This is a genomic window from Pseudomonas syringae, assembly GCF_021606685.1.
GTDB classification, from domain to species: domain Bacteria; phylum Pseudomonadota; class Gammaproteobacteria; order Pseudomonadales; family Pseudomonadaceae; genus Aquipseudomonas; species Aquipseudomonas syringae_R.
This window is the reverse complement of record NZ_WKCB01000007.1, coordinates 93043-115420: the sequence shown is the minus strand read 5'-3', so window position 1 is coordinate 115420 and position 22378 is coordinate 93043. Positions and strand designations below refer to the sequence as shown.

Here is a 22378-nt window from a genome sequence, read left to right as displayed (position 1 = left end):
GGATTTACCACGTATCATGGGCTGAACTCTCGAGGGCAGCCCATGAACCTCAGTATCGTTTATGCCCTCGCGGCCGCCGCCCTGTTCGGCGCCAGCACCCCGCTCGCCAAACACCTCGGGCTGGGCCTCTCGCCCATACTGCTCGCCGGCTTGCTTTACCTCGGCAGCGGCCTCGGCCTCGCCGCTGTACGCCTTATCCGTGATCGCGGCTGGAAACCCACTGGCCTGCCCCCCTCCGAATGGCCCTGGCTGATCGGCGCCATCGCTTTCGGCGGCATCCTCGGCCCCGTCGCCTTGATGTTCGGCCTGGCCCGCACCGCCGGCGCCACCGCCTCCCTGATGCTCAACCTTGAATCGGTACTGACCGCCGTAATCGCCTGGGTGGTGTTCAGGGAGAACGCCGATCGCCGCATAATCCTCGGGATGCTCGCGATAGTACTGGGCGGCCTGGTGCTGTCATCGTCCGAGGGTGGCGGAACCATCCACGACTGGACCGGCCCGTTTGCGGTCGCCGTCGCCTGCCTGTGCTGGGGGATTGATAACAACCTGACGCGCAAGGTGTCTGCGTCTGACGCATTGTTTCTAGCAGGGGCCAAGGGGTTGATTGCGGGTCTGGTGAATTGCGGATTGGCGCTGTATCTCGGTGCGCAGCTACCAGCCGCAACACAACTGGCGCCCATCCTGCTGGTTGGGTTTCTGGGGTATGGCATCAGCCTGGTCATGTTTGTGCTGGCGCTACGCGGGCTGGGCAGTGCACGCACGGGGGCTTACTTCTCTACCGCGCCGTTCTTGGGGGCCGCGATTGCGCTGCTGTTACTGGGTGAGTCAGTGACAATGGCGTTCTGGCTGGCGTCGGCACTGATGGCCGTAGGGGTGTGGCTGCACCTGACCGAACGGCACGCGCATGAGCATCTGCATGAGGCTACGGAACACGGGCACCGGCATGTGCATGATGAGCATCATCAGCATGAGCATGGGTTTGAGTGGGATCCCGAGGTGCCGCATAGTCATGTGCATGTGCACGACGTGGTGAGGCATAGCCATGTGCATTTTCCGGATGTGCATCATCGGCATAGGCATTGAGGGGTGGGCTCACCGTAAAAAGGTTTTTTGGCAACGTCCTACGTCCAATTCGGAAGCGTCGGCCTTCCGCTTATAAATTGCCAAACCTATAGTCGCCCGGTCGCTCTGATGAGTGGCCGGGTTTGGCGACTCGAAAACAAGACGGAATGTGAACGACGTTATTTCTAGGCGATTGCCGTTTTTGGCACTGACCCGTGAAAGCTTCGTTGTTTTTTCTTTGTCTAAATGGAGTCACGCATGAACCAATACATGGCCCTCACCAGCAACGACAGCGCCACCCCTGCAATTTTTGTCGACACCACCGTCCCCCTGGAAATACTCTTCGACGCCGCGAGCTATCGGCTTCGTGCCGTCACCCAAGTCCTGGAGAACCTCGCACTACGTAGTGAAATCTGTAGTGATGCGGTTGTGCTCAGTGACTTCGCGTTGCTGTGCTCAATACCGCTGCGGGATGGCTGCGACTTGCTGGACGTCATTGGGCGACGCATGGATATGCCAAGCGCGTGAACTGATAAAGGTTGAATTTTCAAACCCCAGAAATCACAAAACCCCTGGTTTCTCTCGAAACCAGGGGTTTTGTTTACATCGAATTTGGCGGTGAAGGAGAGATTCGAACTCTCGATACAATTTCTTGTATACACACTTTCCAGGCGTGCTCCTTAAGCCACTCGGACACTTCACCGTATCTCGTCAAACCAGTTCAGTCTGTCGAGGCGCGCTAATGTAGTCGAAAGCCTTTCTGATGGCAAAGGTTTTTTTGAGAATTTTCATGCGGTTAGACGGTTATGCCGGTACATGCCCGGCAAGGGGGGGCGATTCTGCCATTCTTGGGCATCGGCAGCATGGGGCTGGGGCGGTTGTTGTGCCGTGCGTCGGGCTGTTCGGCCCTGCCCCTGCGGGAAAAGTCTGACTGGGTAGTCAGTCACGGCGCTTTACCAAGTCGGGCGTGGTGGGTAACGTCTGCTGCATACCTCTATAACAAGTCCTACAAGGAACCGCGTCATGAGTGAGTTGATTGCTTACCACCTCGAAGACGGTATCGCGACCCTGACCTTGAGCAACGGCAAGGTGAATGCCATTTCTCCCGATGTGGTCAGTGCCTTTAATGCAGCGCTGGATCAGGCCGAGAAGGACCGCGCGGTTGTGATCATCACCGGGACGCCGGGGATTCTGTCGGGTGGTTATGATTTGAAGGTGATGACCGCCGGCCCTAAAGAGGCAATCGGGCTGGTGACATCGGGCTCGACGTTGGCGCGTCGCCTGTTGTCGCACCCGTTCCCGGTGATTGTGGCGTGCCCTGGGCATGCGGTGGCCAAGGGCGCCTTTTTGCTGTTGTCGGCGGATTATCGGATTGGGGTGGAAGGCCCGTTCAGCATCGGCCTGAATGAGGTGGCGATTGGCATGACCATGCACCACGCCGGTATCGAGTTGGCGCGCGATCGCCTGCGCAAGTCGGCGTTTCATCGATCGGTAATCAATGCCGAGATGTTCGACCCGCGAGGCGCACTGGGTGCGGGGTTCCTCGACAAGGTGGTGGCACCGGAGGAGCTGCAGGCGGCCGCGTTGGAAGCGGCGCGTCAGTTGAAGAAGCTCAATATGAATGCGCACAAGCACACCAAATTGAAAGTCCGTAAGGCGCTGCTGGACGCCTTGGACGATGCAATCATCCAGGACCAGGGTCACATCCTGAGCTAAGCCTTACTGCTTACATAGAAGAGCCCGACCTTGAGTCGGGCTTTTTCTTACTCAAAAATCCGATTCAGCTTCAGCCGCTCTAGCCTGCTTGTGTTGGCAGATGTTGAAACATGCACTTAAACATCGCCTATCTCCTACCACTGCCCGGGTAATTGCCGAACACAGTGCACAACCGTACACTGCGCGCCCCTTTGTCCGGATAGGTCGCGTCGATGCTTTTTTTGTTGCGTATGTTGTTGATGGGCCTGCACTTTATGATCGCGGGCGTGCTGGGCGTGCTGGTCGGAATGTGCCGGCCGTTCAACCCGGACAACAGCCGCGTGTGCGCTCGCCTGTATGCCGTGCCCGCCATGTGGCTGCTGCGGCTCAAGGTGAAGACCGATGTGGATTCGCTGCGCAACAAGCCCGGCACCTGCGTGATCATCGCCAACCACCAATCCAACTATGACCTGTTTGTATTCGGCAACGTGGTGCCCCGCCGCACGGTGTGTATCGCCAAAAAAAGCCTGAAATGGGTGCCACTGTTCGGTCAGTTGTTCTGGCTGTCGGGCAATGTGTTGATCGACCGCGGCAATGCCCATAAGGCGCGCCGCGCGATGCTCACCACCACCCACACCTTGCAGCACGAAGACACATCGATCTGGGTATTCCCTGAAGGTACGCGCAACCTGGGCAAGGGCCTGCTGCCGTTCAAGAAAGGTGCGTTTCACATGGCGATTGCCGCCGGTGTGCCTATCGTGCAGGTGTGTGCGAGCAACTACGTCACCCATATGCAGCTCAATCGCTGGAACGCGGGTGATGTGCTCATACGCTCGCTGCCGCCCATTCCTACGGTTGGCCTGACTGCGGATGACATTCCGGCGTTGATGGAGGCGTGTCAGGCGCAGATGGATGCATGCATTGCGGGGATGGATAGAGAGTTGAAAACCGCCTGAGCGCCGGCGCACTTGTAGCCATTGGGGGCGCTTCGCACCCCAGCGCGAGCAAGCTCGCTCGCCACAAAAAGCGTGCTGCGGGGACGACTACAAGGGAACGTCATTCAGGCTAAGCTGCCCAACACCTGTCCTCCCAATAAGAAGCGATCAGCACCATGGGTAGAGTTGTTGCGGCCGCCGTCTATAGCGCCGGTAAGAAAATCACTGATATCACCCTCGATGAAGGCGCGGCCTGGGCCGCCAAACCCGGTCACTTTGTGTGGATCGGCCTGGAAGAACCCGACGCCCAGGAGCTGGCCAACCTGCAACGCCAGTTCAACCTGCATGAATTGGCCATCGAAGACGCGCTGGAAAAACACAGCCGCCCCAAGCTGGAAACGTTCGGCGATGCGCTGTTTATCGTCACCTACTCACCGGTGCGCGAAAACGGCAAATTGGAGTTTATCGAAACCCATATTTTTGCCGGCAATGGTTACATCATCACGGCACGCAACGGTCATTCAGCGTCCTACGGCTTTGTGCGTCAACGCTGTGAGGCGCGTCCGCTATTGCTGGAGCATGGGGAAGATTTCGTACTCTATGCGCTGCTGGATTTCGTCACCGAGAACTATCAGCCGGTGAGCGAAGCCATCCACGCCGAGATCGATGAATTGGAGCGCAATGTGCTGTGCAGTTCGTTGAGCGAGCGTGACATCCAGAAGATCCACGGCCTGCGCCGCGACGTGTTGCGGCTCAAGCGTTATGTGGCGCCGATGGTGGAGATCAGCCAGGAGTTGCAGAAGCTGAGCTTCCCGTTTATCGACAAGAACATGCGCCCGTATTTCCGCGATGTGCAGATTCACGTAACGCGCCAGATGGAAGACCTCACCACGCTGCGCGATATCGCCAGCCAGACCATCGAGATCGGTGTGCTGCTGGAGGCTTCGCGCCAGAGTGTGGTGCAGCGCAAGTTCGCCGCCTGGGCGGCGATCCTCGCGTTCCCGACGGCGGTGGCGGGGATTTACGGGATGAATTTCCAGAACATGCCCGAGCTGCAATGGCACTACGGCTATTTTGCGGTGCTCGGGTTTATTGCATTGGGGTGTACGAGCCTGTGGGCCAGTTTCAAACGCTCGGGCTGGCTTTAAACCCGCGCCTCCGGCTTGTGGCCGACAAAGCGCATCATCCACTCCGCGACGGTGACGCCGTGGTGGTCGCGCTGCAGGCTGGAGACACCATTGGTGTAGACCTTTTCGCCGAGAGTTGTCTGAAGAATTTCCAGCAACTCACGTGAATAGTCGTGGATAAACTCCGGGTGGCCCTGGAAGCACAGCACTTGGTCGCCGATGTGGTACGCGGCGAACGGGCAAAAATCGCTGGAGGCGATGACCGTAGCGTTTTCCGGCAAGGTGGTGACCTGGTCCTGATGGCTGATCAATAGCGTCAGCTCTGGCACCTCTGGGCTCATCCATAGCGCCTTGGCGTCGAGTTTGTAGTCGTGGATGCCCATACCCCAGCCTTTGCTGGCGCGCTCGGTCTTGCCGCCGAGCAGCAGCGCCAACAACTGGTGGCCGAAGCAGATACCCAGCAACTTGTCGCCGCGCTCATAGCGTTCGAGCAGGTAGGTTTTCAGGGTCTGGATCCAGGGGTCGGTGCCGAAGGAGTCGGCCTTGCTGCCGGTTACCAGGTACGCATCAAACACTTCGTCGTCCGACGGGTATTGCCCCTGCACCACGTTGTACACGACAAACTCGGCGGCAATCGGCTGCTTGGAGAACAGGCGCTTGAACATCTGCCCGTACCCTTGGTATTGATCGATCAAGCCTGGACGCAGGATATCGGTTTCCAGGATACAGACGCGTAGCGACATAAAAAATACCTGACACGGTGATGGGAATAATGCACACCCCAGAGCCTGCCTTGAAACACCCCTGCAAGGCAAGCCCCGCCTAGGGACTCACGGTGGGAGCGGGCTTGCCCGCGATGGCGTCATATCAGCCGATATGGGCATCGGCTGACGCACCGTTATCGCGGGCAAGCCCGCTCCCACATGGGTTCTCTATCGCGCAGGATATGGCGATTCGGTCAGACGAATAGTGCTCCCTGCGCAGCTTTTTCCAACAATAGTGCGGGTGGCAAAAAGCGCTCGCCATAGTGCTCGGCCAGGTAGCGCGCCCGGGCGATAAAGTCGTTCAAGCCATACTGGTTGATAAACTGCAGCGCACCGCCACTCCAGGCGGCAAAGCCAATCCCGAAAATCGACCCGACGTTGGCGTCCGCAGTGGACATCAACACGCCCTCCTCGACGCAGCGCACGGTTTCGATGGCCTGGATAAACAGCAAGCGGTCACGCACGTCCTGCGGTGAAATTTGCTGGCCGGGCTGCTCAAAGCGCCTTTTCAGTTCAGGCCACAGGTACTTTTGCGCGCCCACCGGGTATTCGTAAAAACCGCCACCCGCCGCCTTGCCCATGCGCTTGCAGTCGTGCACCAACAGGTCGATCACGGCTGTCGCTGGATGCGTCGACACGGCTTTACCTTCCGCATGTAGATCCTTCGCCGCCTGTTGTCGGATATGGCTCATCAGGCTGAGGGATACTTCGTCGGACACCGCCAACGGCCCCACCGGCATGCCCGCCTTGCGCGCCTCGGTTTCGATCATCGGTGCAGCCACACCTTCGCCGAGCATGGCGATGCCTTCGTTAGTGAAAGTGCCGAACACCCGCGAGGTAAAGAAGCCACGGCTGTCGTTGACCACAATCGGGGTTTTCTTGATTTGCAGTACGAAGTCGAAACCTCGGGCCAGGGTTTCGTCCGAGGTGTGGGCGCCCTTGATGATTTCCACCAGGGGCATCTTGTCCACCGGGCTGAAGAAATGCAGGCCGATAAACTTGCCTGGGTCCGGTACGGCGGTGGCCAGGCCGCTGATGGGCAAGGTGGAGGTGTTGGAGGCGATCACCGCGTCGGTGCCAACCACGCTGTGCGCGGCCGCCGACACCTTGGCCTTTAGTTCGCGGTCTTCGAACACAGCCTCGATGATCAGGTCGCAGCCGGCCAAATCGGCATCGGAGGCCGTAGGATGAATCCGCGCCAGGGTGCTTTCACGCTGCTCGGCGGTCAGTTGCCCACGACCGACCTTCTTGTCGAGCAACGCAGCCGAGTGCGCCTTGCCCTTCTCGGCGGCCGCCAGCGTGACGTCCTTGAGCACTACGTCGATGCCCGCGCAGGCGCTGACATAAGCGATCCCGGCGCCCATCATTCCGGCGCCAAGCACACCGATCTTACGCGTGACGTAAGGCGCAAAACCTTGTGGCCGCGAGCTGCCGGCGTTGATTTCATTGAGCTGGAACCAGAACGTGCCGATCATGTTTTTCGCCACCTGCCCGGTGACCAGCTCGGTGAAGTAGCGGGTTTCGATCAGGTGCGCCGTGTCGAAGTCCACCTGTGCGCCCTCCACGGCGGCGCACAGAATTTTCTCCGGGGCCGGGAAGCAGCCTTGGGTCTTGCTGCGCAGAATCGACGGCGCTATCGCCAGCATCTGTGCCACTTTGGGGTTCGACGGCGTGCCACCTGGGATCTGATAACCCTTGGTGTCCCACGGCTGCCTGGCCTGCGGGTTAGCCAGCACCCAGGCCCGGGCTTTGGCCAGCAACTCGGCGCGGTCCGCCGCCAGCGCATTGATCAGGCCAGCGTGCAGCGCCTGTTGCGGCCGGACTTTTTTGCCTTCCAGCAGATACGGCAAGGCCTTTTCCAGCCCGAGCATGCGCACCATGCGCACCACCCCGCCGCCGCCCGGCAGCAGGCCCAGGGTCACCTCCGGCAAGCCGAGCTGCAGCGATTTGTCATCCAGCGCGATGCGGTGATGGCACGCCAGGCAAATCTCCCAGCCGCCGCCCAGCGCCGCCCCATTGATCGCCGCGACGACGGGCTTGCCGAGGGTTTCCAAGCGCCGCAGTTGCGCCTTGAGCCCCCCCACACCATCGTAAAAGGCCTTGGCGTGGGCTTTGTCGACCTTAATCAGTTCATTGAGGTCACCGCCGGCAAAAAATGTCTTTTTCGCCGAGGTGATAATCACACCGGCGATGTCATCCTTTTCCGCCTCAAGACGTGAGACGGTCGCCGCCATGGCCTCGCGGTACACGCCGTTCATGGTATTGGCGCTCTGGCCAGGCAGGTCGAGGGTCAGCACCACAATCTGGTCCTGGCCTTTTTCATAACGAATGGCTTGGGTCATGACAGGTTCCTTGGGCTCAGAGGCGTTCGATGATGGTAGCGATGCCCATGCCACCGCCGACGCACAAGGTGGCCAGGCCGTAGCGCTGCTGGCGCGCCTCGAGCTCGTCGAGCAGGGTGCCGAGGATCGCGCAACCGGTGGCGCCCAGCGGATGGCCCATGGCGATGGAACCGCCGTTGACGTTGACCCGCGCAGGGTCGACGCGCATGTCCTGGATGAACTTGAGCACCACCGAGGCGAACGCTTCGTTGACCTCGAACAGGTCGATGTCCTGGACGCGCAACCCTGCCTTGGCCAAGGCTTTGCGCGTGGCCGGTGCCGGCCCCGTGAGCATGATGGTCGGGTCGGTGCTGGTGACTGCCGTAGCCACGATGCGCGCTCGCGGCTGCAGGCCCAGTTCGCGGCCCTTGGCTTCGGAGCCGATCAACATCAGTGCTGCGCCGTCGACGATGCCGGAGCTGTTGCCGGGTGTGTGTACGTGGTTGATGCGCTCTACATGGCTGTAGACGCGCAACGCGGTGGCGTCGAAGCCCATCTGGCCCATCATCTCGAAGCTGGGCTTGAGTTTGCCGAGGCCTTCGAGCGTGGAATCGCCGCGGATAAATTCGTCATGGTCGAGCAGCACGATGCCGTTTTGGTCCTGCACCGCGATCAGTGACTTGTTGAAGGAACCGTCTGCACGAGCCCTGGCCGCTTTCTGCTGCGAGTGTAGGGCGAAGGTATCGACGTCCTCACGGGTGAAGCCTTCCAGGGTGGCGATCAGGTCCGCGCCAATACCCTGGGGCGTGAAGTGGCTGTGCAGGTTGGTGTGCGGGTCGAGCACCCAGGCGCCACCGTCGCTGCCCATGGGCACGCGGGACATGGACTCGACGCCGCCGACCACCACCAGGTCTTCAAAGCCGGAGCGCACCTTCATCGCGCCGAGGTTGACGGCCTCCAGGCCTGAAGCGCAGAAGCGGTTGACCTGCACGCCGGCGACGCTGATGGCCCAGTCCGCCACCAGCGCGGCGGTCTTGGCGATGTCGGCGCCCTGGTCGCCCACCGGGGTAACACAGCCGAGCACGATGTCATCCACCTGCTGGGTATCGAGCTCGCTGCGATGCGCCAGCGCGGTGAGTAAACCGGCCACCAGGGTGACCGGCTTGACGCTGTGCAAAGCGCCGTCGGCCTTCCCTTTGCCTCGGGGCGTACGTATGGCATCAAAGATCAAAGCTTGGGTCATGACATCCTCGAACGGCTGTGCAGGTGTGCCCTTACCTTAGGCCCGATTGACACGGTTTCAATGACGGATGCGCTCAATGCTTTTGACCGCCACACTCGGACGAACGGTAGCCACCTAAGAGAATCGCCGGGTTAATCGTTTTAGCTGTCTAGCCAAGGCATTGGCGCCAAGATGGCCATAGGCCTCATTACGTTTTTAGCAGAAATGCTGATGAGCTGATATGAAATGGATCTAAGCCACGCAGAACGAGGGCTCTAAGGTTCACTCAGTAGGATGTTGCTGCCGGGTTTTGCTGGAGCAACTGTAAGAAAAGCGACACGTCATATCGGCATACTCGATCTACCGGCACGCATTTGACGCTCAGGAATAACAACAAAAGGCAGTCAGCCATGTTCAAACATTCGAAAGTACGTCAGGCGGGACTTATTCTTTTCGCCACCACACTGATTCTGATCTTGCCCAATTTAACCAAGGTTATTGGGTGACCCGCTACCCCACACTTTCTGTGTATCCACAGCATCAGGACTGCAATTTTTGGCAGCACCTGCCGGGACATTGCGTAAAGCGGTCCTGTTGCAGGGGCTGCCGTTTTGCGTGCGGATTTGCGCTAAGGTGAGCCCTATCGTCACTTCGTCTCGGGCCACCTGCGTGAAATCCTTCCTTACCCTGCTCGCCCTGCTTATCAGCCTGCCGGCTGCGGCTGCACAACTGAGCATCGAACTCGATCACGCCAGCAAGACCTGGCAGACCGCCGACCTGCTCACGCATCCGGATGCGCAAACTGTGCAGATCGTCGATGACGTTTCCTACAAGCGCACCATGACGTATCGCGCAGTGCCGTTAGCGGTGCTCCTACCCGGCCTCACGCCGGAAAACCATCTGCAAGCCGTGGCCCTTGATGGGTTCGCTGCCGAACTGACGGCCGCCCCTTTACTGCAAAAAAACGGCGCCCGCGCCTGGCTTGCGGTCGAAGACCCGGACCACCCTTGGCCTGCATTGGCACAGGGCAAACCCAGTGCCGGGCCGTTCTACCTGGTGTGGACCAACCCGCAAGCGGGGCATATCAGCCCTGAACAGTGGCCCTTCCAGATTTCCACCATCAAGCAGTTGAAGACCGTGGCCGAACGCTTCCCCGCGCTGCTTCCCGACCCCAGGCTGGCGGCAAATGACCCGATCAACCAAGGCTTTGTGTTGTTCCAGAAAAATTGCCTGGCGTGTCACCGGCTCAATGGCGCCGGGGACGCGCAGGTGGGGCCCGACCTGAATATTCCCTATAACCCCACCGAGTATTTCAGCGGCGATTTCCTCAAGCGCTATATCCGTGACCCGCAAAGCCTGCGGCACTGGCCGCAGGCGAAGATGCCCGCGTTCGCCGCCAGTGTGTTGCCGGACAGCGAGCTGGATTTGTTGGTGGGGTATTTGAAGCATATGGCGGGGCGTAAGCAGCAACCCTGAGGTTTGCGCAAAATTTTAATGTGGGAGGGGGCTTGCCCCCGATGACGGTGTGTCAGTTACACATAATTGGCTGACGCACTGCCATCGGGGGCAAGCCCCCTCCCACATTCGACCGCGATCGTTCTCGAGCTATTGCTGCTGGACGGAAACCACCGGCGTAGGTGCCACGAACACCTTGGCATGCATCTGCTCATGCCCGCCGCCACGGCGCATGCCGCGTACCGGGCAGGCGTCGAGGTAATCCAGGCCCACGGCCAGTTTCAGGTGCCGCTCCGGGCGGGCCAGTTGGTTGGTTACGTCAAAGCTGTACCAGGCGTCATCCAGCCAGGCTTCGGCCCAGGCATGGCTGGCCAGGTGCGTGCTGTCCTCGGTGTACAAATACCCCGACACATACCGCGCTGGAATCCCCAGGCTGCGCGCGCAGGCCAGGAATGCGTGGGTGTGGTCCTGACAGACGCCCGCCTGCCCCGCGAAGGCTGCAGCGGCGCAGGTGTCGACGTCGGTGGCGCCTGGCGTGTAAACCATTGCCTGATTGAGGGCATGCATCAAGTCGATCAATGCTGTGCGGTCACGCCGCTGGTGGCAGTGCTGCTCAGCAAAACCGCGTAACGCCTCGTCGGGTTCGGTCAAACGGGTGCAACGCAGGAACGGGAAGGCGGATTGACTCTCATGCTCGGCTTCGCGCAACTCGTCGATATCCACCTGGCCGCGCGCACCAATGATGATGGCGTCGTGAGGTTCGTCCAGGGTCAACACGTGCAGGATGTTGCCGAACGGGTCCACTTGGGCGCGCACCGGGCGCGGCAGGTCCAGTTGCCAGCTGAGCACATGCTGACGCTCGCTGTCGTGGGGTGTAAGGCGCAGGTACTGAATGCTTGCGCGAACCTGGTCTTCGTAGTGGTAGGTGGTTTCGTGGCTGATGGAAAGTCTCATGCCGCCTCCAGGTAGGAACTGTAGATGGCGTCGCCCAACTGGCGGACCAAGGGGATAAAGTCGGTCAGCCAGGCGTGCAGGCCTTCCTCGAGAATTTCATCGATAGCGGTAAAACGCAGGCGCGCGTCCATCTCGGCGGCCAGGCGCTGCGCCGGGCGGCCGTTGAGGCCAGGCAGGCTGGCGAGGATCTGGTCGATCTCTTCGCTGCACGCACGCAGCGAGCGCGGTACATCGGCGCGCAACAGCAGCAACTCGGCGACTTGCCGGGCACCGGGCGCATCGCGGTAAATCTCGGTGTAGGCCTCGAAGGACGATAACGCTCGCAGCAAGGCACTCCACTGATAGTAGGCGTGGGCCGTGCCGTCAGTGACGGCTTCAGCCCGGTCGCCAGCCATTTCATAGCGCGCATCCAACAGGCGCAACGTGTTGTCGGCGCGTTCGATGAAGGTACCCAGGCGGATAAACCGGAAGGCGTCGTTGCGCATGATGGTGCCGTAGGTAGCGCCACGAAACAGATGCGAGCGTTCCTTGACCCACTCACAGAACCGGCTCATGCCATAGCGGCTCAAGCCCTGCTGGGTGATATCGCGAATATCCAGCCAGGTAGCATTGATGTTTTCCCACATGTCGGCGGTTATTCGCCCACGCACGGCATGGGCACTGGCGCGCGCGGCACCGAGGCAGCTGTAGATGCTGGCCGGGTTGGCCGCATCCAGGGCAAAAAAGTGCAGCAGGCGTTCGGCGTGCAGTTCGCCATGGCGTTCGCGGTAGTCATCCAGCGTGCCGGTGATCAATAACGGCATGGCGAGTTCATGCAGGCCATCACCACGGCCATCCTGAGGCATCAGCGACAGCGAATAGCTGACGTCGAGCATGCGCGCGAGGTTTTCCGCGCGCTCCAGGTAGCGCGACATCCAGTACAAATCCGAGGCAGTTCTACTCAACATATTTCAATCCTCGACCACCCAGGTGTCTTTGGTGCCGCCACCCTGGGACGAGTTGACCACCAGCGAACCTTCGCGCAGCGCCACGCGCGTCAGGCCGCCGGGCACCACACGGGTTTCCTTGCCCGACAACACGAACGGGCGCAAGTCGATATGGCGCGGGGCGATGCCGTTTTCGACAAAGGTCGGGCAGGTGGATAAACACAGGGTCGGTTGCGCAATATAGGCGTGGGGCTTGGCCTTGATGCGTGCGCGGAAGGCTTCGATTTCCGCTGCCGTAGAGGCTGGGCCGACCAGCATGCCGTAGCCGCCGGACCCTTGGGTTTCCTTGACCACCAGGTCTGGCAGGTTGGCCAGCACGTGGGACAGTTCGTCGGGCTTACGGCATTGGAACGTAGGCACGTTTTGCAGGATCGGCTCTTCGTCCAGGTAAAAACGGATCATCTCGGTGACGAAGGGGTACACCGATTTGTCATCCGCCACCCCGGTGCCGATCGCGTTGGCCAGCACCACATTGCCCGAGCGATAGGCCGCGAGCAGGCCGGGCACGCCAAGCATGGAGGCCGGGTTGAAGGCCAGCGGGTCGAGGAACGCATCGTCGAGGCGGCGGTAGATCACATCGACGGCCTTGGGGCCGTCGGTGGTGCGCATGAACACGCGGTCATCGCGTACAAACAGGTCGGCGCCTTCTACCAGCTCCACGCCCATTTCCCGTGCCAGAAAGGCGTGCTCAAAGAACGCGCTGTTGAAGCGCCCGGGCGTCAGCACCACCACGCTGGGGTTATCCAGGGGGCTGGAGCTTTTCAGGGTGTCGAGCAGCAAGTTGGGGTAGTGGTCGATGGGCGCGATACGCTGGGCGGCGAACAATTCAGGGAACAGGCGCATCATCATCTTGCGGTCTTCGAGCATGTAGCTGACGCCGCTCGGTGTACGCAGGTTGTCTTCGAGTACGTAGTAAGTGCCGTCGCCATCGCGTACGAGGTCGACACCGGAGATGTGGGAATACAGATCGCGATGCAGGTTGAGCCCCTGCATCGCCAGCTGGTATTGCTCGTTGGCCAATACCTGTTCGGCAGGGATGATGCCGGCCTTGATGATGCGTTGCTCGTGGTACAGGTCAGCGAGAAACATATTCAGGGCCTTGACCCGTTGAATGCAGCCGCGCTCGACCATCCGCCACTCGCTGGCGGGAATACTGCGGGGGATGGTGTCGAAGGGAATCAGGCGCTCGGTGCCCTGCTCGTCCCCGTACAGGGTGAAGGTGATGCCGGCGCGGTGAAACAGCAAATCGGCCTCGCGCCGACGCTGGGCCAGCAGTTCTGCCGGGGTGTCAGCCAACCAGCGGGCGAACTCGCGGTAATGGGGACGCACCTGCCCTGCCCCGTCGTACATTTCATCGTAATAAGTGCGGATCATGCCGAACTCCTTGTCACCCGGACGCAAGAACCATCGCAAGGCCCGTGCCAGCGGCATAAACACTTAACAATCAGTGAGTTGAATAACCAAAGGGTTTTGATCGCACCGTCCTGGTGCGCAGAATGCCCGGTGCCCCCCGACATGCTCCATCGCAATGCGGGCTTTGACTATCAACAGCATAGTCAGAGTTGATTTCACTGCCCGGCTGCGGCTGCGGATAATCGCCACCATCTGCTGAACAGGATCAGTCCTACAGCTTCAGCGCACCGCTCTTCCCTTTAGGCCACCCTGCTTGGGTGGCTTTTTTTTGGTGCTGAAAAAACGCTTACAAGTTCCGAATAGTTTTCCCGCCGCACAAACAAAATCGGCCGACCCAAAGGTCAGCCGATACGCTGCGTTTCTCATGTCGTTACATGCAGTGAATTACATCGGTAACCCACGCACCTCCTGCTTGACGCCCCATCCCTCGATGATGCCGCCCAGAGGCTCGACCACCGCCTCAAAGTCCTGCTCGAAGTCTCCTATGCCGTCGTAGGTTGCGAACATGATCTTGCTCAGCTCCAGGTACCAGGCGCCATCGTCGCGCGCACTGACCTGGGCATTCAGGGATTCCCCACGAAACTCACCCGCAGCCCTGCGCGCACGTTCCTCATCCGGGAATATGGCGTAGAACTCGATGGGGTGAAAACGCGAGAAGTCAAAGCCGCCTTCTTTCATGCGGCGCAGAACGTTGGTACTGATGTCTTCTTGATAGGCTGTGCTCATGAAACGTCCTCCTAGTACCGATGGATAGACTTTCCGTGCTTCCCTACACTCGCGCCCTGCTGGCGCGAGCTGTACGGCAATGACCTTACCGCTGGAAAACAAGCATGTAGCTGACAAGACCAGACCTTAGCGAATCATTCGCTGATCTCACTTGCAGAGTAGCGCGAAGCTTTCACCTCCACCAGAGGTGCATGAATGGCATACAGGGAATGTTCAGACGGCGGGAGAGATGTCGAGGATCTGGATACTGTTCTGGTCTTTGAGAATCTTGACCGTTGGCTCGGGTTTGCGGCCCTCAAGGTCATTGAGGTCCAGCTCAGCGGCGACGGGCACCAGTTTGTTGCGAATCATGTGTGCCGCATCTTCGAGGCTGGGCTTGTGCTCGCAGGTGAACTGCTCGACGGACTGCACGCCGTGATCATCAACGAAGGTAATTTGCCACGTTTGCATCGGTGCCTCCTCGATAAAGCCCGTGTGTGGGCTCACATGTATCTGGACCTTGAGGGTTAACCAAACGTTCCACCCAAGGCCGGAGGCACCTGATCAACTGCGCTTATTTTTCCGCGTGTTCTTTCAACGCTTTCAAGGTGTTGAACGGCGCGTCCACCACGAACTTGTTGGCCAGCCACGACGGCACGCTGCCGCCTGGCTCGGTGTGCACCTGGTAGGTGACTTCGGTCTGGTTGTCGCCTTTGGGCACGAGTTTCCAGTACCCCTCAACCTGGGCAACACGTACGTAGCCTTTTTCTTCCGGCTTGTAGGCAGGCACCCCTTCCAGCTCACGGGTCAGCGTGCCGTCGGCCGCCTTGGTGGTGGTGATATGCAGGTAGGAATCGCGATCGGTTACCGGGAATGGGGCCTTGAATTGGGTGTAGGTCCAACTCTCGTCACCTTTTTTATCCACCAGCTTCTGGGACTTGCACTCGTGGATCCAGGAACAGGCACCGGCGACGTCTTCCTGAAGCGCGACGATTTTTGCGACAGGCGCTTTGATCGTGGTCACACCGCGATAGGCCTTGTATTTGGAGCCGGCAATTTCGCTCAGGGACACCTTGATACCGTCTTCATCCTTGGCGACTTGCCAATCTTCAGCCTGGGCAGTGGCAGCAAACAACACTGTAAAACCGCACAACACAGCCATTCGTTTCAGCGAACCCATTGTTGTATTCCTTATTGTCGAAGTTCTGAAGTCAGCTCCGGAGCAAGCTCCAAAGTAATTTCCGATAGTAAAGCCCATCAAGCCGCCGTCATCTGCTCCCACCAGCCGATCAAGCGGATCGCATCGGCCTGGTCGTTGCCACAGACCTCGATATCCGCCTTGAAATCACTGCACACCGCCGGGCGCTCCGGTTGCCCGAATAGCTGGCAAAGCTGTTCGACCGACAGGTGCAGGCAGCGTTCGCCCGCCGGTTTGCCTTGCGGCATTCCGGGTAATGGCGAACTGATGGAGGGGGCGATGCAGCAAGCGCCACAGCCTTCACGGCATTTCATGACCAGCAGGTCCTCGACGACTCAATGTGGATGGCCGGGCTAGAGTACGCCCTTAAACAGCCGTTTTAAAATGGTCTAACAGGGGTTTTTCGCACAAAACAAACGTGACTGACCAGTCTGCGACAGATGGTCGAGCAACGGCGTCACACCTACAGAAAGGTTTACTGCTTGAACTCGAATTCCAACGCGGCGCCTTCCACGTCACGGCGCTCTTCATTGCGCAGCTGCAGCTTCATTTCATTGCTGAGCAAGCGGCCGTTGATCTGGAACGCGCTGTTGTCGGTGGGCTTCTCACCAAACATCGGTGGCAGCAGCGGCACGCTCTTGGGCTTGGGGGCTGTGCCCAACGGTTGCAAGTGCCGGACCATGTCCGAAGGCAGGGACAGATCCAACTGTGCCGGTGGCAATTGGGTTTGTGCCACCTCCTGCGCTGACTTGGAGGGGGTGCGTTTTTTCGCCGTGGCGGCTTTTTTCTTGGCGACCGGGGCTTTTTGGGCCGTAGCCGGTTTTTTTGCCGGGGCCTTCTGCGCTGCGCTGGCCGCAGGCTTGCTGCCAGTCACAGGCGTTGCCGCCAGCACAGTGCTGACGTTACACAGGCTTAACAGGCCAATCACCAAAGCAGCACGAACAATCGAAGTCATATCGCCAACAGCATTAACGGCAGAAGGCCATATGCTCGCTTGTTGTGCACGGCATGACAAGCGTGGTGATTAGCCAGCTATCGGAACTGTCCCCCTTGTGAGCCTCAAAAGCCGGCCGCCGTCTCCTGGCATAACTGGCTGGCCAGCATCCCCAAGGTCATCAGCGCGCGCTCTGCCTCGCGGTTCCACGGCGTGCCGCAGTTGAGGCGGATGCAGTGGTTGAACTGCTCGGTGTTACTGAAGATCAACCCCGGCGCAATACTGATGCCCTGTTGCAGGGCACGCACGTGCAGCTCCTGAGTATTGACCCGGCCCGGCAAACTGACCCACAGGATAAAACCGCCCGTCGGTCGGGTCATCTGGGTGCCTTCGGGGAAATATTGCTGCACCGCCAGTTGGAAGGCGCTGAGGTTCTTGCGGTATTCCTGGCGAATGTAGCGCAGGTGCCGATCATAGCCACCGTTCTCCAGATACGCTGCCACGCCCATTTGGGTCACGCTGCACGCCGAATGGGTGCTGAACATCTGCAGGCGCTGGATTTCCTGCTGGTATTTGCCAGCGATCATCCAGCCGATCCGCACGCCCGGAGACAAGGTTTTGGAGAAGCTTGAGCAATAGATGACACGGTCCAGGCGGTCGTAGGCTTTAAGCGCCTTGGTGCGGCCCACTTCGAACATCAGCTCGCCGTAGATATCGTCCTCGACAATCTGGATATCGAAATCCGAGGCCAGCCGCAGTAACTGTTTCTGCCGCTCCTCGGGCATGGTGCCGCCCAAGGGGTTGCTCAGGCGTGTGGTCAGCACCAGGGCCTTGATCGACCATTGGTTGGCCGCCAGTTGCAGGGCCTCCAGGCTCATGCCGGTCGCCGGGTCGCTGGGGATCTCGATGACCTTGAGGCCCAGCAGGTCGGCCAACTGCAGCAAGCCGTAATAGGTCGGTGATTCGGCGGCGATCAGGTCGCCTGGGCGCGTCAGCACCCGCAACGACATCTGTAACGCATCGACGCAACCGTGGGTGATCACCACTTCGGAGGGGTCCACCACCACACCCGCATCGCGCATGCGGATCGCCACTTGGCGGCGCAGCGGCTCGAACCCCGGGCTGAACATGTAGCTGAATGCGCGCGGGCTTTGAAAGCGCGTGACCTTGGCCAACTGCTGGTGCAGCGCGCGCACCGGCAGGTAGTCGACGCTCGGCACGGCGGCGCCCAACGGGAACACGCCTTCACGGCGCGATTCGCCCAATACCTGTTGAATGATGCTGCTGCGGGTGACCAACCCGGGGCGCTCGACCCGCGCGATGTCCGGCGTCGGCGCGGTCAGCGCCGGGGTCTGGTGCACGTAGTAGCCCGATTGCGGCCGCGCCCGGATCAGCCCCTGGTCTTCCAGGTTGGCGTAGGCCTGTAACACCGTGGCGTGGCTGACGTTGAGCTGCGAGCTCATCTTGCGCACCGAAGGCACGCGCTCACCCGGTTGATAGACACCGCGCCGGATATCCTCAGCCAGTTGCTGGGCGATACGTTGGTAAAGCAACAGATTGGTCATGACGCAGCACTCGATTTCACGGGTATTTTATTTTTGTGTGAAACATACCGGCACAGTTTGGAAGTGTACGGGGACAGTTGCCACAATAGTCGAGCGCGCGCGGGAGTGACAGTAAAAACTGTAGGGGTGGGTAACTGAATTTCCAGATGTGAACAGAAACAAATGTGGGAGGGGGCTTGCCCCCGATGGCGGTGGGTCAGTCAACCTCTTTGGTGACTGACACTCCCTCATCGGGGCAAGCCCCCTCCCACATTTTGATCAGTGCCAGCCTGTTAGCGAGCGGCGCCCAGTTGGCCCTTCGCGTCGGAGAACACGATCTCCACGCGACGGTTCTGCGCCCTGCCGCGCTCCGAAGCATTGGCTTCCACCGGATACTGGTCGCCATAGCCTTCGACCTGGATGCGTTTTTCGTCGATGCCCAGGTCTACCAGCACATTGGCCACCGACTGCGCACGGTCGCGGGACAGTTTGAGGTTTTCCTGCTCGCCGCCGGTATTGTCGGCGTAGCCCTCGATACGCACCACGCGTTTGGGGTTCAGTTGCAGGAACTGCACGATTTTCAGCACCGTGCGGTTGGCCGAATTTTTCAGCTCGGCGTCACCGGTGTCGAACAGCACATCACCCAGGGTCATCACCAGGCCACGGTCGGTCTGGGTGGTGGCCAGGCTGGCGATTTGTTCTTCGAGCCATTTGCCCTGCTGCTGTACGCTGATCAGCTTGCTTTCACGCAGGGCCAGTTGCAGGCGCTGGCGCTCCAGTTCGAGCTTGGCGCCGCGCTCTTCGTTGAGCGCCTGATCGGTATGCTCGCGGGCGATGGCACTGTAACGCTGGCTCAGGTAGGCGTAGTGCGCCACGTCCGCCCCGCTGCCCCAGTAACTGGACAGGCGATCGGCACGGGCCAGCGATTCACCGGCGCGAATCACATCCTTGGGGGCGATGCGCAGCACATTCGCGTCTTCCTTGACCTTCTGGAAGTCGCTGCCGGCCTGTTGCAAAGCCTGTTCGCCACTCGGGTGGCTGGCACAACCGCCCAGCACTGCGCTACCCAACAGCACCGCACAGCTCACGCCACGGATCATCGGGTTCATTGGGCCTCCCCCAACTGCAATTGCTTGCGCAGGCGCGTGATGCGGGTGTTGAGCACGTTCAGTTGTTCCTGGCTCTTGTGGGTCAGCACTTTGGCCTCGGCCAGGCGCGCATCCAGCTCGGCTTGTTCAGCCTGCATGCGCGCATCTTTATAGGATTGGTCGGCCATGTCGGCCCTGGCCTGGGCGAATTTATCTTCAGCCAGCTTCAATTCGGCGGATTCGTCGGCGCTGGCACCCACGGCGCTGGCTTGTTCCAAGGCTTGCTGGGTGAGGCGTATTTGTTCATTCGGCGCAGGATCAGCTGCACATCCCGCCAGAGCGACAACGGCGAGGGCCGCGAAAAGAGGTCGAAGAGTCACTGAAAATCCCTACTTTGTTGGGGTGCCGACGGGCTGTTGCAATTGCGCTTTCCAACGCTCGAGATTGCGCTGCAGCGCGGCTTCCGTCACACCGGACGCGGGCAATTCTGTCATCTTTTTGGCGAGCTGTCCGCGCAACCACGGATCATTGCAGGCCGAGTTGTGGGAAATCGCCAGGTACAGGCCGGGTTGATCGATGGGCGTATCGCGCGCGACCAAGTCGTTGCTCATGCCCAACGACTGGGCCATGGCCATGCCGGAGTAACGTCCGGCCAGCACGTAGTCCACCTCCCCCAGCAGCAGTTTCTGGAAGGCCGGCGTCAAGGTCGGGAAGCGTTGCAGGGTCAGTTGCTGGGCGGCGAGGCTTTCAAACTCGCGACTCAGCCGGGCGCGTTCCGAGACGGCGCCCTTGAAACCGTGCAGGTCGGCAGCGGTGGCATAGGCCAGCGCGGAGTCCTTGCGCGTCCACACCAGGTAGTCGGTCTGCACCAGCGCCGGGTGGATGTAGTCGAGGGTTTCCAGCTCGCCCAGGTTCAGCGGCGCGTCGGCGAGAATGTCCATGCGCCCGCTGCGCACTTCGTCCAGGGCCAGGGAGCGCTTGCCGCCATAGAGCAGGTCGATTGTCAGGCCGAGGTCCTTGGCCACTTGTTGCAACACATCAGCGGTGGCGCCGATCAGGTGCGTGGGGTCCTGGGGGTCGCGCCAGAGCAACGGCGGTGCATCCGGGCTGCCGGTGATCACCAGACGATCACATTTGCCCGCGGCGAGCGCCAGGCTCGGCAGCAACGTAAGGCCCAGCAGTAATGTCCAGGGACGCAATTGCATGGCAAAGCTCTCCAGCAAGTCAAAAAAAAGCCCGGTCATAAGACCGGGCTCTTTATAAGTGAAGCGACTGGATTAGACCAGCTTCTCCAACTCAGGTACGGCTTCGAACAAGTCCGCAACCAGGCCGTAATCAGCCACCTGGAAGATCGGTGCTTCTTCGTCCTTGTTGATCGCGACGATCACTTTGGAGTCTTTCATACCGGCCAAGTGCTGGATCGCGCCGGAGATACCGACCGCGATGTACAGCTGTGGCGCAACGATTTTGCCGGTCTGGCCGACCTGCATGTCGTTGGGTACGAAACCTGCGTCGACAGCCGCGCGGGACGCGCCGACCGCAGCGCCGAGCTTGTCGGCCAGGGCGTACAGGTGCTTGAAGTTGTCACCGTTCTGCATGCCACGGCCGCCGGAAACGACGATCTTGGCAGCGGTCAGCTCAGGGCGGTCCGACTTGGCCAGCTCTTCGCCAACAAAGCTGGAGGTGCCAGCGTCGTGGGCAGCAGCGACGGCTTCAACGGCAGCCGAGCCACCTTCAGCAGCAACCGGGTCGAAACCGGTGGCACGCACGGTGATCACTTTGATCGCGGCGGTCGATTGCACGGTGGCAATGGCGTTACCGGCGTAGATCGGACGCTTGAAGGTGTCGGCGCTTTCTACCGAAACGATCTCGGAGATCTGGTCAACGTCCAGCTGCGCGGCAACGCGTGGCAGGATGTTTTTGCCGTTGGAGGTTGCGGCAGCCAGGATGTGGCTGTAGCCAGCGCCCAGCTCTGCAACGAGCGGAGCTACGTTTTCCGGCAGCTGATGCGCGTAGGCGGCGTTATCAGCGTTCAGGACTTTGCTCACGCCAGCGATTTTCGCAGCGGCTTCAGCCACGGCGCCAGCGCCTTGACCGGCTACCAGCACGTGAATGTCGCCACCGATTTTAGCGGCAGCCGCCACGGTGTTGAGGGTGGCCGGGGCCAGCGCCTTGTTGTCGTGTTCGGCGATTACGAGGATAGCCATGATCAGATCACCTTCGCTTCGTTTTTCAGTTTCTCAACCAGTTCAGCCACCGACTTGACCTTGATGCCCGCGCTGCGTGCAGCCGGTGCTTCAACCTTGACGGTCTTGTTGGTGGAGGCGGTGGAAACGCCCAAAGCTTCTGGAGTCAACGACTCAAGCGGCTTCTTCTTGGCTTTCATGATGTTTGGCAGGGACGCGTAGCGCGGCTCGTTCAAACGCAGGTCGGTGGTGACGATGGCCGGCAGTTTCAACGAAACGGTTTGTGCGCCGCCGTCGATTTCACGGGTCACAGCTACGCTGTCGCCGCTCACTTCGACTTTGGAAGCAAAAGTGCCCTGGCCGTAACCGGTCAGCGCAGCCAGCATCTGGCCAGTCTGGTTGTTGTCGCTGTCGATGGCTTGTTTGCCGAGGATCACCAGCTGAGGCTGTTCCTTGTCGACAACGGCTTTGAGCAACTTGGCCACGGCCAAGGAAGTCAGCTCTTCAGCCGACTCAACCAGGATGGCGCGGTCGGCACCCAGTGCCAGGGCGGTACGCAGCTGCTCTTGAGCAGTGGTAGGGCCGATGGAAACCACGACGATTTCAGTCGCTACGCCTTTTTCTTTCAGGCGTACGGCTTCTTCCACAGCGATTTCACAGAAAGGGTTCATCGACATCTTGACGTTAGCAAGATCGACGCCGGAATTGTCCGCCTTGACGCGAACTTTCACGTTGTAATCGACAACGCGTTTGACAGCTACAAGAACCTTCATGGATTCCTCGTTACTC

Annotated in this window: 23 protein-coding genes and 1 tRNA gene; 6 read left to right on the top strand and 18 right to left on the bottom strand. The window is 60.0% G+C overall.

What is annotated here, in order from left to right:
• The first annotated feature begins 42 nt into the window (after positions 1–42).
• Positions 43–1083: a DMT family transporter gene (locus GIW02_RS05015; RefSeq protein ID WP_236414977.1), complete on the top strand. Its 1041-nt coding sequence runs from the start codon at positions 43–45 to the stop codon at positions 1081–1083.
• A gap of 237 nt (positions 1084–1320) precedes the next feature.
• Positions 1321–1590, top strand: coding sequence for a short-chain dehydrogenase (locus GIW02_RS05010; RefSeq protein WP_236414975.1), 270 nt, complete (start codon positions 1321–1323; stop codon positions 1588–1590).
• A gap of 85 nt (positions 1591–1675) precedes the next feature.
• On the opposite strand, the gene GIW02_RS05005 is transcribed toward GIW02_RS05010, so the two are convergent.
• Positions 1676–1765: transfer RNA gene (locus GIW02_RS05005), tRNA-Ser, on the bottom strand.
• A 320-nt stretch (positions 1766–2085) separates the two neighbouring features.
• On the opposite strand from GIW02_RS05005, the gene GIW02_RS05000 reads away from it, so the two are divergent.
• The 3 genes from GIW02_RS05000 to GIW02_RS04990 all read left to right on the top strand — a co-directional run bounded on the left by GIW02_RS05000 (position 2086) and on the right by GIW02_RS04990 (position 4840).
• Positions 2086–2778, top strand: a complete 693-nt coding sequence (locus tag GIW02_RS05000) for a crotonase/enoyl-CoA hydratase family protein (RefSeq protein ID WP_236414974.1) — start codon at positions 2086–2088, stop codon at positions 2776–2778.
• 212 nt (positions 2779–2990) lie between these two features.
• Positions 2991–3713 carry a 1-acylglycerol-3-phosphate O-acyltransferase gene (locus GIW02_RS04995; RefSeq protein WP_236414960.1) on the top strand — a complete coding sequence of 241 codons (723 nt, stop codon included), beginning with the start codon at positions 2991–2993 and terminating at the stop codon, positions 3711–3713.
• A gap of 155 nt (positions 3714–3868) precedes the next feature.
• The gene (locus tag GIW02_RS04990) at positions 3869–4840 is read left to right on the top strand and encodes a magnesium and cobalt transport protein CorA (RefSeq protein ID WP_236414949.1); all 972 of its coding nucleotides are present in this window, start codon (positions 3869–3871) and stop codon (positions 4838–4840) included.
• On the opposite strand, the gene GIW02_RS04985 is transcribed toward GIW02_RS04990, so the two are convergent.
• The 3 genes from GIW02_RS04985 to GIW02_RS04975 all read right to left on the bottom strand — a co-directional run bounded on the left by GIW02_RS04985 (position 4837) and on the right by GIW02_RS04975 (position 9147).
• Positions 4837–5562, bottom strand: a complete 726-nt coding sequence (locus tag GIW02_RS04985) for an amidotransferase (RefSeq protein WP_236414939.1) — start codon at positions 5560–5562, stop codon at positions 4837–4839. The two genes, GIW02_RS04990 and GIW02_RS04985, sit on opposite strands and share 4 nt — an antisense overlap.
• 215 nt (positions 5563–5777) lie before the next feature.
• Entirely contained in the window at positions 5778–7925 is a 2148-nt protein-coding gene (locus tag GIW02_RS04980; RefSeq protein ID WP_236414937.1) for a 3-hydroxyacyl-CoA dehydrogenase NAD-binding domain-containing protein, read from the bottom strand.
• Positions 7926–7941: 16 nt separating this feature from the next.
• Positions 7942–9147 carry an acetyl-CoA C-acetyltransferase gene (locus GIW02_RS04975; protein WP_236414928.1) on the bottom strand — a complete coding sequence of 402 codons (1206 nt, stop codon included), beginning with the start codon at positions 9145–9147 and terminating at the stop codon, positions 7942–7944.
• Positions 9148–9795: 648 nt separating this feature from the next.
• On the opposite strand from GIW02_RS04975, the gene GIW02_RS04970 reads away from it, so the two are divergent.
• Positions 9796–10602 carry a c-type cytochrome gene (locus GIW02_RS04970; protein ID WP_236414926.1) on the top strand — a complete coding sequence of 269 codons (807 nt, stop codon included), beginning with the start codon at positions 9796–9798 and terminating at the stop codon, positions 10600–10602.
• 129 nt (positions 10603–10731) lie between these two features.
• Here GIW02_RS04970 and GIW02_RS04965 read toward each other — a convergent pair whose 3' ends face one another.
• The 14 genes from GIW02_RS04965 to GIW02_RS04900 form a co-directional block, all read right to left on the bottom strand.
• Positions 10732–11535 carry a transglutaminase-like domain-containing protein gene (locus GIW02_RS04965; RefSeq protein ID WP_236414916.1) on the bottom strand — a complete coding sequence of 268 codons (804 nt, stop codon included), beginning with the start codon at positions 11533–11535 and terminating at the stop codon, positions 10732–10734.
• Positions 11532–12482 (bottom strand): alpha-E domain-containing protein, encoded by a 951-nt coding sequence (locus GIW02_RS04960; RefSeq protein ID WP_236414914.1) that lies wholly within the window; start codon positions 12480–12482, stop codon positions 11532–11534. Before GIW02_RS04960 ends, GIW02_RS04965 begins: the two co-directional genes overlap by 4 nt.
• Positions 12483–12485: 3 nt before the next feature.
• Positions 12486–13895 carry a circularly permuted type 2 ATP-grasp protein gene (locus tag GIW02_RS04955; RefSeq protein ID WP_236421788.1) on the bottom strand — a complete coding sequence of 470 codons (1410 nt, stop codon included), beginning with the start codon at positions 13893–13895 and terminating at the stop codon, positions 12486–12488.
• Between the two features lie 423 nt (positions 13896–14318).
• Complete coding sequence (locus tag GIW02_RS04950) at positions 14319–14660, bottom strand: ribonuclease E inhibitor RraB (protein ID WP_015885395.1); 342 nt, start codon at positions 14658–14660, stop codon at positions 14319–14321.
• A gap of 213 nt (positions 14661–14873) precedes the next feature.
• Positions 14874–15110 carry a hypothetical protein gene (locus GIW02_RS04945; protein WP_236411796.1) on the bottom strand — a complete coding sequence of 79 codons (237 nt, stop codon included), beginning with the start codon at positions 15108–15110 and terminating at the stop codon, positions 14874–14876.
• A gap of 103 nt (positions 15111–15213) precedes the next feature.
• Positions 15214–15819 (bottom strand): START domain-containing protein, encoded by a 606-nt coding sequence (locus tag GIW02_RS04940; protein WP_236411797.1) that lies wholly within the window; start codon positions 15817–15819, stop codon positions 15214–15216.
• 77 nt (positions 15820–15896) lie between these two features.
• Entirely contained in the window at positions 15897–16151 is a 255-nt protein-coding gene (locus tag GIW02_RS04935; RefSeq protein WP_236411798.1) for a YkgJ family cysteine cluster protein, read from the bottom strand.
• Positions 16152–16312: 161 nt separating this feature from the next.
• Positions 16313–16792, bottom strand: a complete 480-nt coding sequence (locus GIW02_RS04930; protein WP_236421787.1) for a translation initiation factor 2 — start codon at positions 16790–16792, stop codon at positions 16313–16315.
• Positions 16793–16896: 104 nt separating this feature from the next.
• A complete protein-coding gene (locus GIW02_RS04925) occupies positions 16897–18336 on the bottom strand; it encodes an aminotransferase-like domain-containing protein (RefSeq protein WP_236411800.1) in 1440 nt (479 codons plus the stop codon).
• 272 nt (positions 18337–18608) lie between these two features.
• Entirely contained in the window at positions 18609–19424 is an 816-nt protein-coding gene (locus GIW02_RS04920; RefSeq protein WP_236411801.1) for an OmpA family protein, read from the bottom strand.
• Complete coding sequence (locus tag GIW02_RS04915) at positions 19421–19783, bottom strand: DUF4398 domain-containing protein (protein ID WP_236411802.1); 363 nt, start codon at positions 19781–19783, stop codon at positions 19421–19423. Before GIW02_RS04915 ends, GIW02_RS04920 begins: the two co-directional genes overlap by 4 nt.
• A 9-nt stretch (positions 19784–19792) precedes the next feature.
• On the bottom strand, positions 19793–20608 hold the full coding sequence (locus GIW02_RS04910; protein ID WP_236411803.1) for a type 2 periplasmic-binding domain-containing protein: 816 nt from the start codon (positions 20606–20608) through the stop codon (positions 19793–19795).
• Positions 20609–20680: 72 nt separating this feature from the next.
• Positions 20681–21610, bottom strand: a complete 930-nt coding sequence (locus tag GIW02_RS04905) for an FAD-binding protein (RefSeq protein WP_236411804.1) — start codon at positions 21608–21610, stop codon at positions 20681–20683.
• Positions 21611–21612: 2 nt separating this feature from the next.
• Positions 21613–22362: an electron transfer flavoprotein subunit beta/FixA family protein gene (locus GIW02_RS04900; protein ID WP_057009251.1), complete on the bottom strand. Its 750-nt coding sequence runs from the start codon at positions 22360–22362 to the stop codon at positions 21613–21615.
• Positions 22363–22378 lie beyond the last annotated feature (16 nt).

Coding starts and splice junctions, on each gene's coding strand:
- GIW02_RS05010 (WP_236414975.1), top strand. CDS start 1,321: ATGAACCAATACATGGCCCTCACCAGCAACGACAGCGCCACCCCTGCA.
- GIW02_RS04955 (WP_236421788.1), bottom strand. CDS start 13,895: ATGATCCGCACTTATTACGATGAAATGTACGACGGGGCAGGGCAGGTG.
- GIW02_RS04950 (WP_015885395.1), bottom strand. CDS start 14,660: ATGAGCACAGCCTATCAAGAAGACATCAGTACCAACGTTCTGCGCCGC.
- GIW02_RS04900 (WP_057009251.1), bottom strand. CDS start 22,362: ATGAAGGTTCTTGTAGCTGTCAAACGCGTTGTCGATTACAACGTGAAA.
- GIW02_RS05000 (WP_236414974.1), top strand. CDS start 2,086: ATGAGTGAGTTGATTGCTTACCACCTCGAAGACGGTATCGCGACCCTG.
- GIW02_RS04940 (WP_236411797.1), bottom strand. CDS start 15,819: ATGGGTTCGCTGAAACGAATGGCTGTGTTGTGCGGTTTTACAGTGTTG.
- GIW02_RS04960 (WP_236414914.1), bottom strand. CDS start 12,482: ATGTTGAGTAGAACTGCCTCGGATTTGTACTGGATGTCGCGCTACCTG.
- GIW02_RS04990 (WP_236414949.1), top strand. CDS start 3,869: ATGGGTAGAGTTGTTGCGGCCGCCGTCTATAGCGCCGGTAAGAAAATC.
- GIW02_RS04945 (WP_236411796.1), bottom strand. CDS start 15,110: ATGCAAACGTGGCAAATTACCTTCGTTGATGATCACGGCGTGCAGTCC.
- GIW02_RS04965 (WP_236414916.1), bottom strand. CDS start 11,535: ATGAGACTTTCCATCAGCCACGAAACCACCTACCACTACGAAGACCAG.
- GIW02_RS05015 (WP_236414977.1), top strand. CDS start 43: ATGAACCTCAGTATCGTTTATGCCCTCGCGGCCGCCGCCCTGTTCGGC.
- GIW02_RS04985 (WP_236414939.1), bottom strand. CDS start 5,562: ATGTCGCTACGCGTCTGTATCCTGGAAACCGATATCCTGCGTCCAGGC.
- GIW02_RS04930 (WP_236421787.1), bottom strand. CDS start 16,792: ATGACTTCGATTGTTCGTGCTGCTTTGGTGATTGGCCTGTTAAGCCTG.
- GIW02_RS04925 (WP_236411800.1), bottom strand. CDS start 18,336: ATGACCAATCTGTTGCTTTACCAACGTATCGCCCAGCAACTGGCTGAG.
- GIW02_RS04910 (WP_236411803.1), bottom strand. CDS start 20,608: ATGCAATTGCGTCCCTGGACATTACTGCTGGGCCTTACGTTGCTGCCG.
- GIW02_RS04920 (WP_236411801.1), bottom strand. CDS start 19,424: ATGAACCCGATGATCCGTGGCGTGAGCTGTGCGGTGCTGTTGGGTAGC.
- GIW02_RS04980 (WP_236414937.1), bottom strand. CDS start 7,925: ATGACCCAAGCCATTCGTTATGAAAAAGGCCAGGACCAGATTGTGGTG.
- GIW02_RS04975 (WP_236414928.1), bottom strand. CDS start 9,147: ATGACCCAAGCTTTGATCTTTGATGCCATACGTACGCCCCGAGGCAAA.
- GIW02_RS04905 (WP_236411804.1), bottom strand. CDS start 21,610: ATGGCTATCCTCGTAATCGCCGAACACGACAACAAGGCGCTGGCCCCG.
- GIW02_RS04935 (WP_236411798.1), bottom strand. CDS start 16,151: ATGAAATGCCGTGAAGGCTGTGGCGCTTGCTGCATCGCCCCCTCCATC.
- GIW02_RS04995 (WP_236414960.1), top strand. CDS start 2,991: ATGCTTTTTTTGTTGCGTATGTTGTTGATGGGCCTGCACTTTATGATC.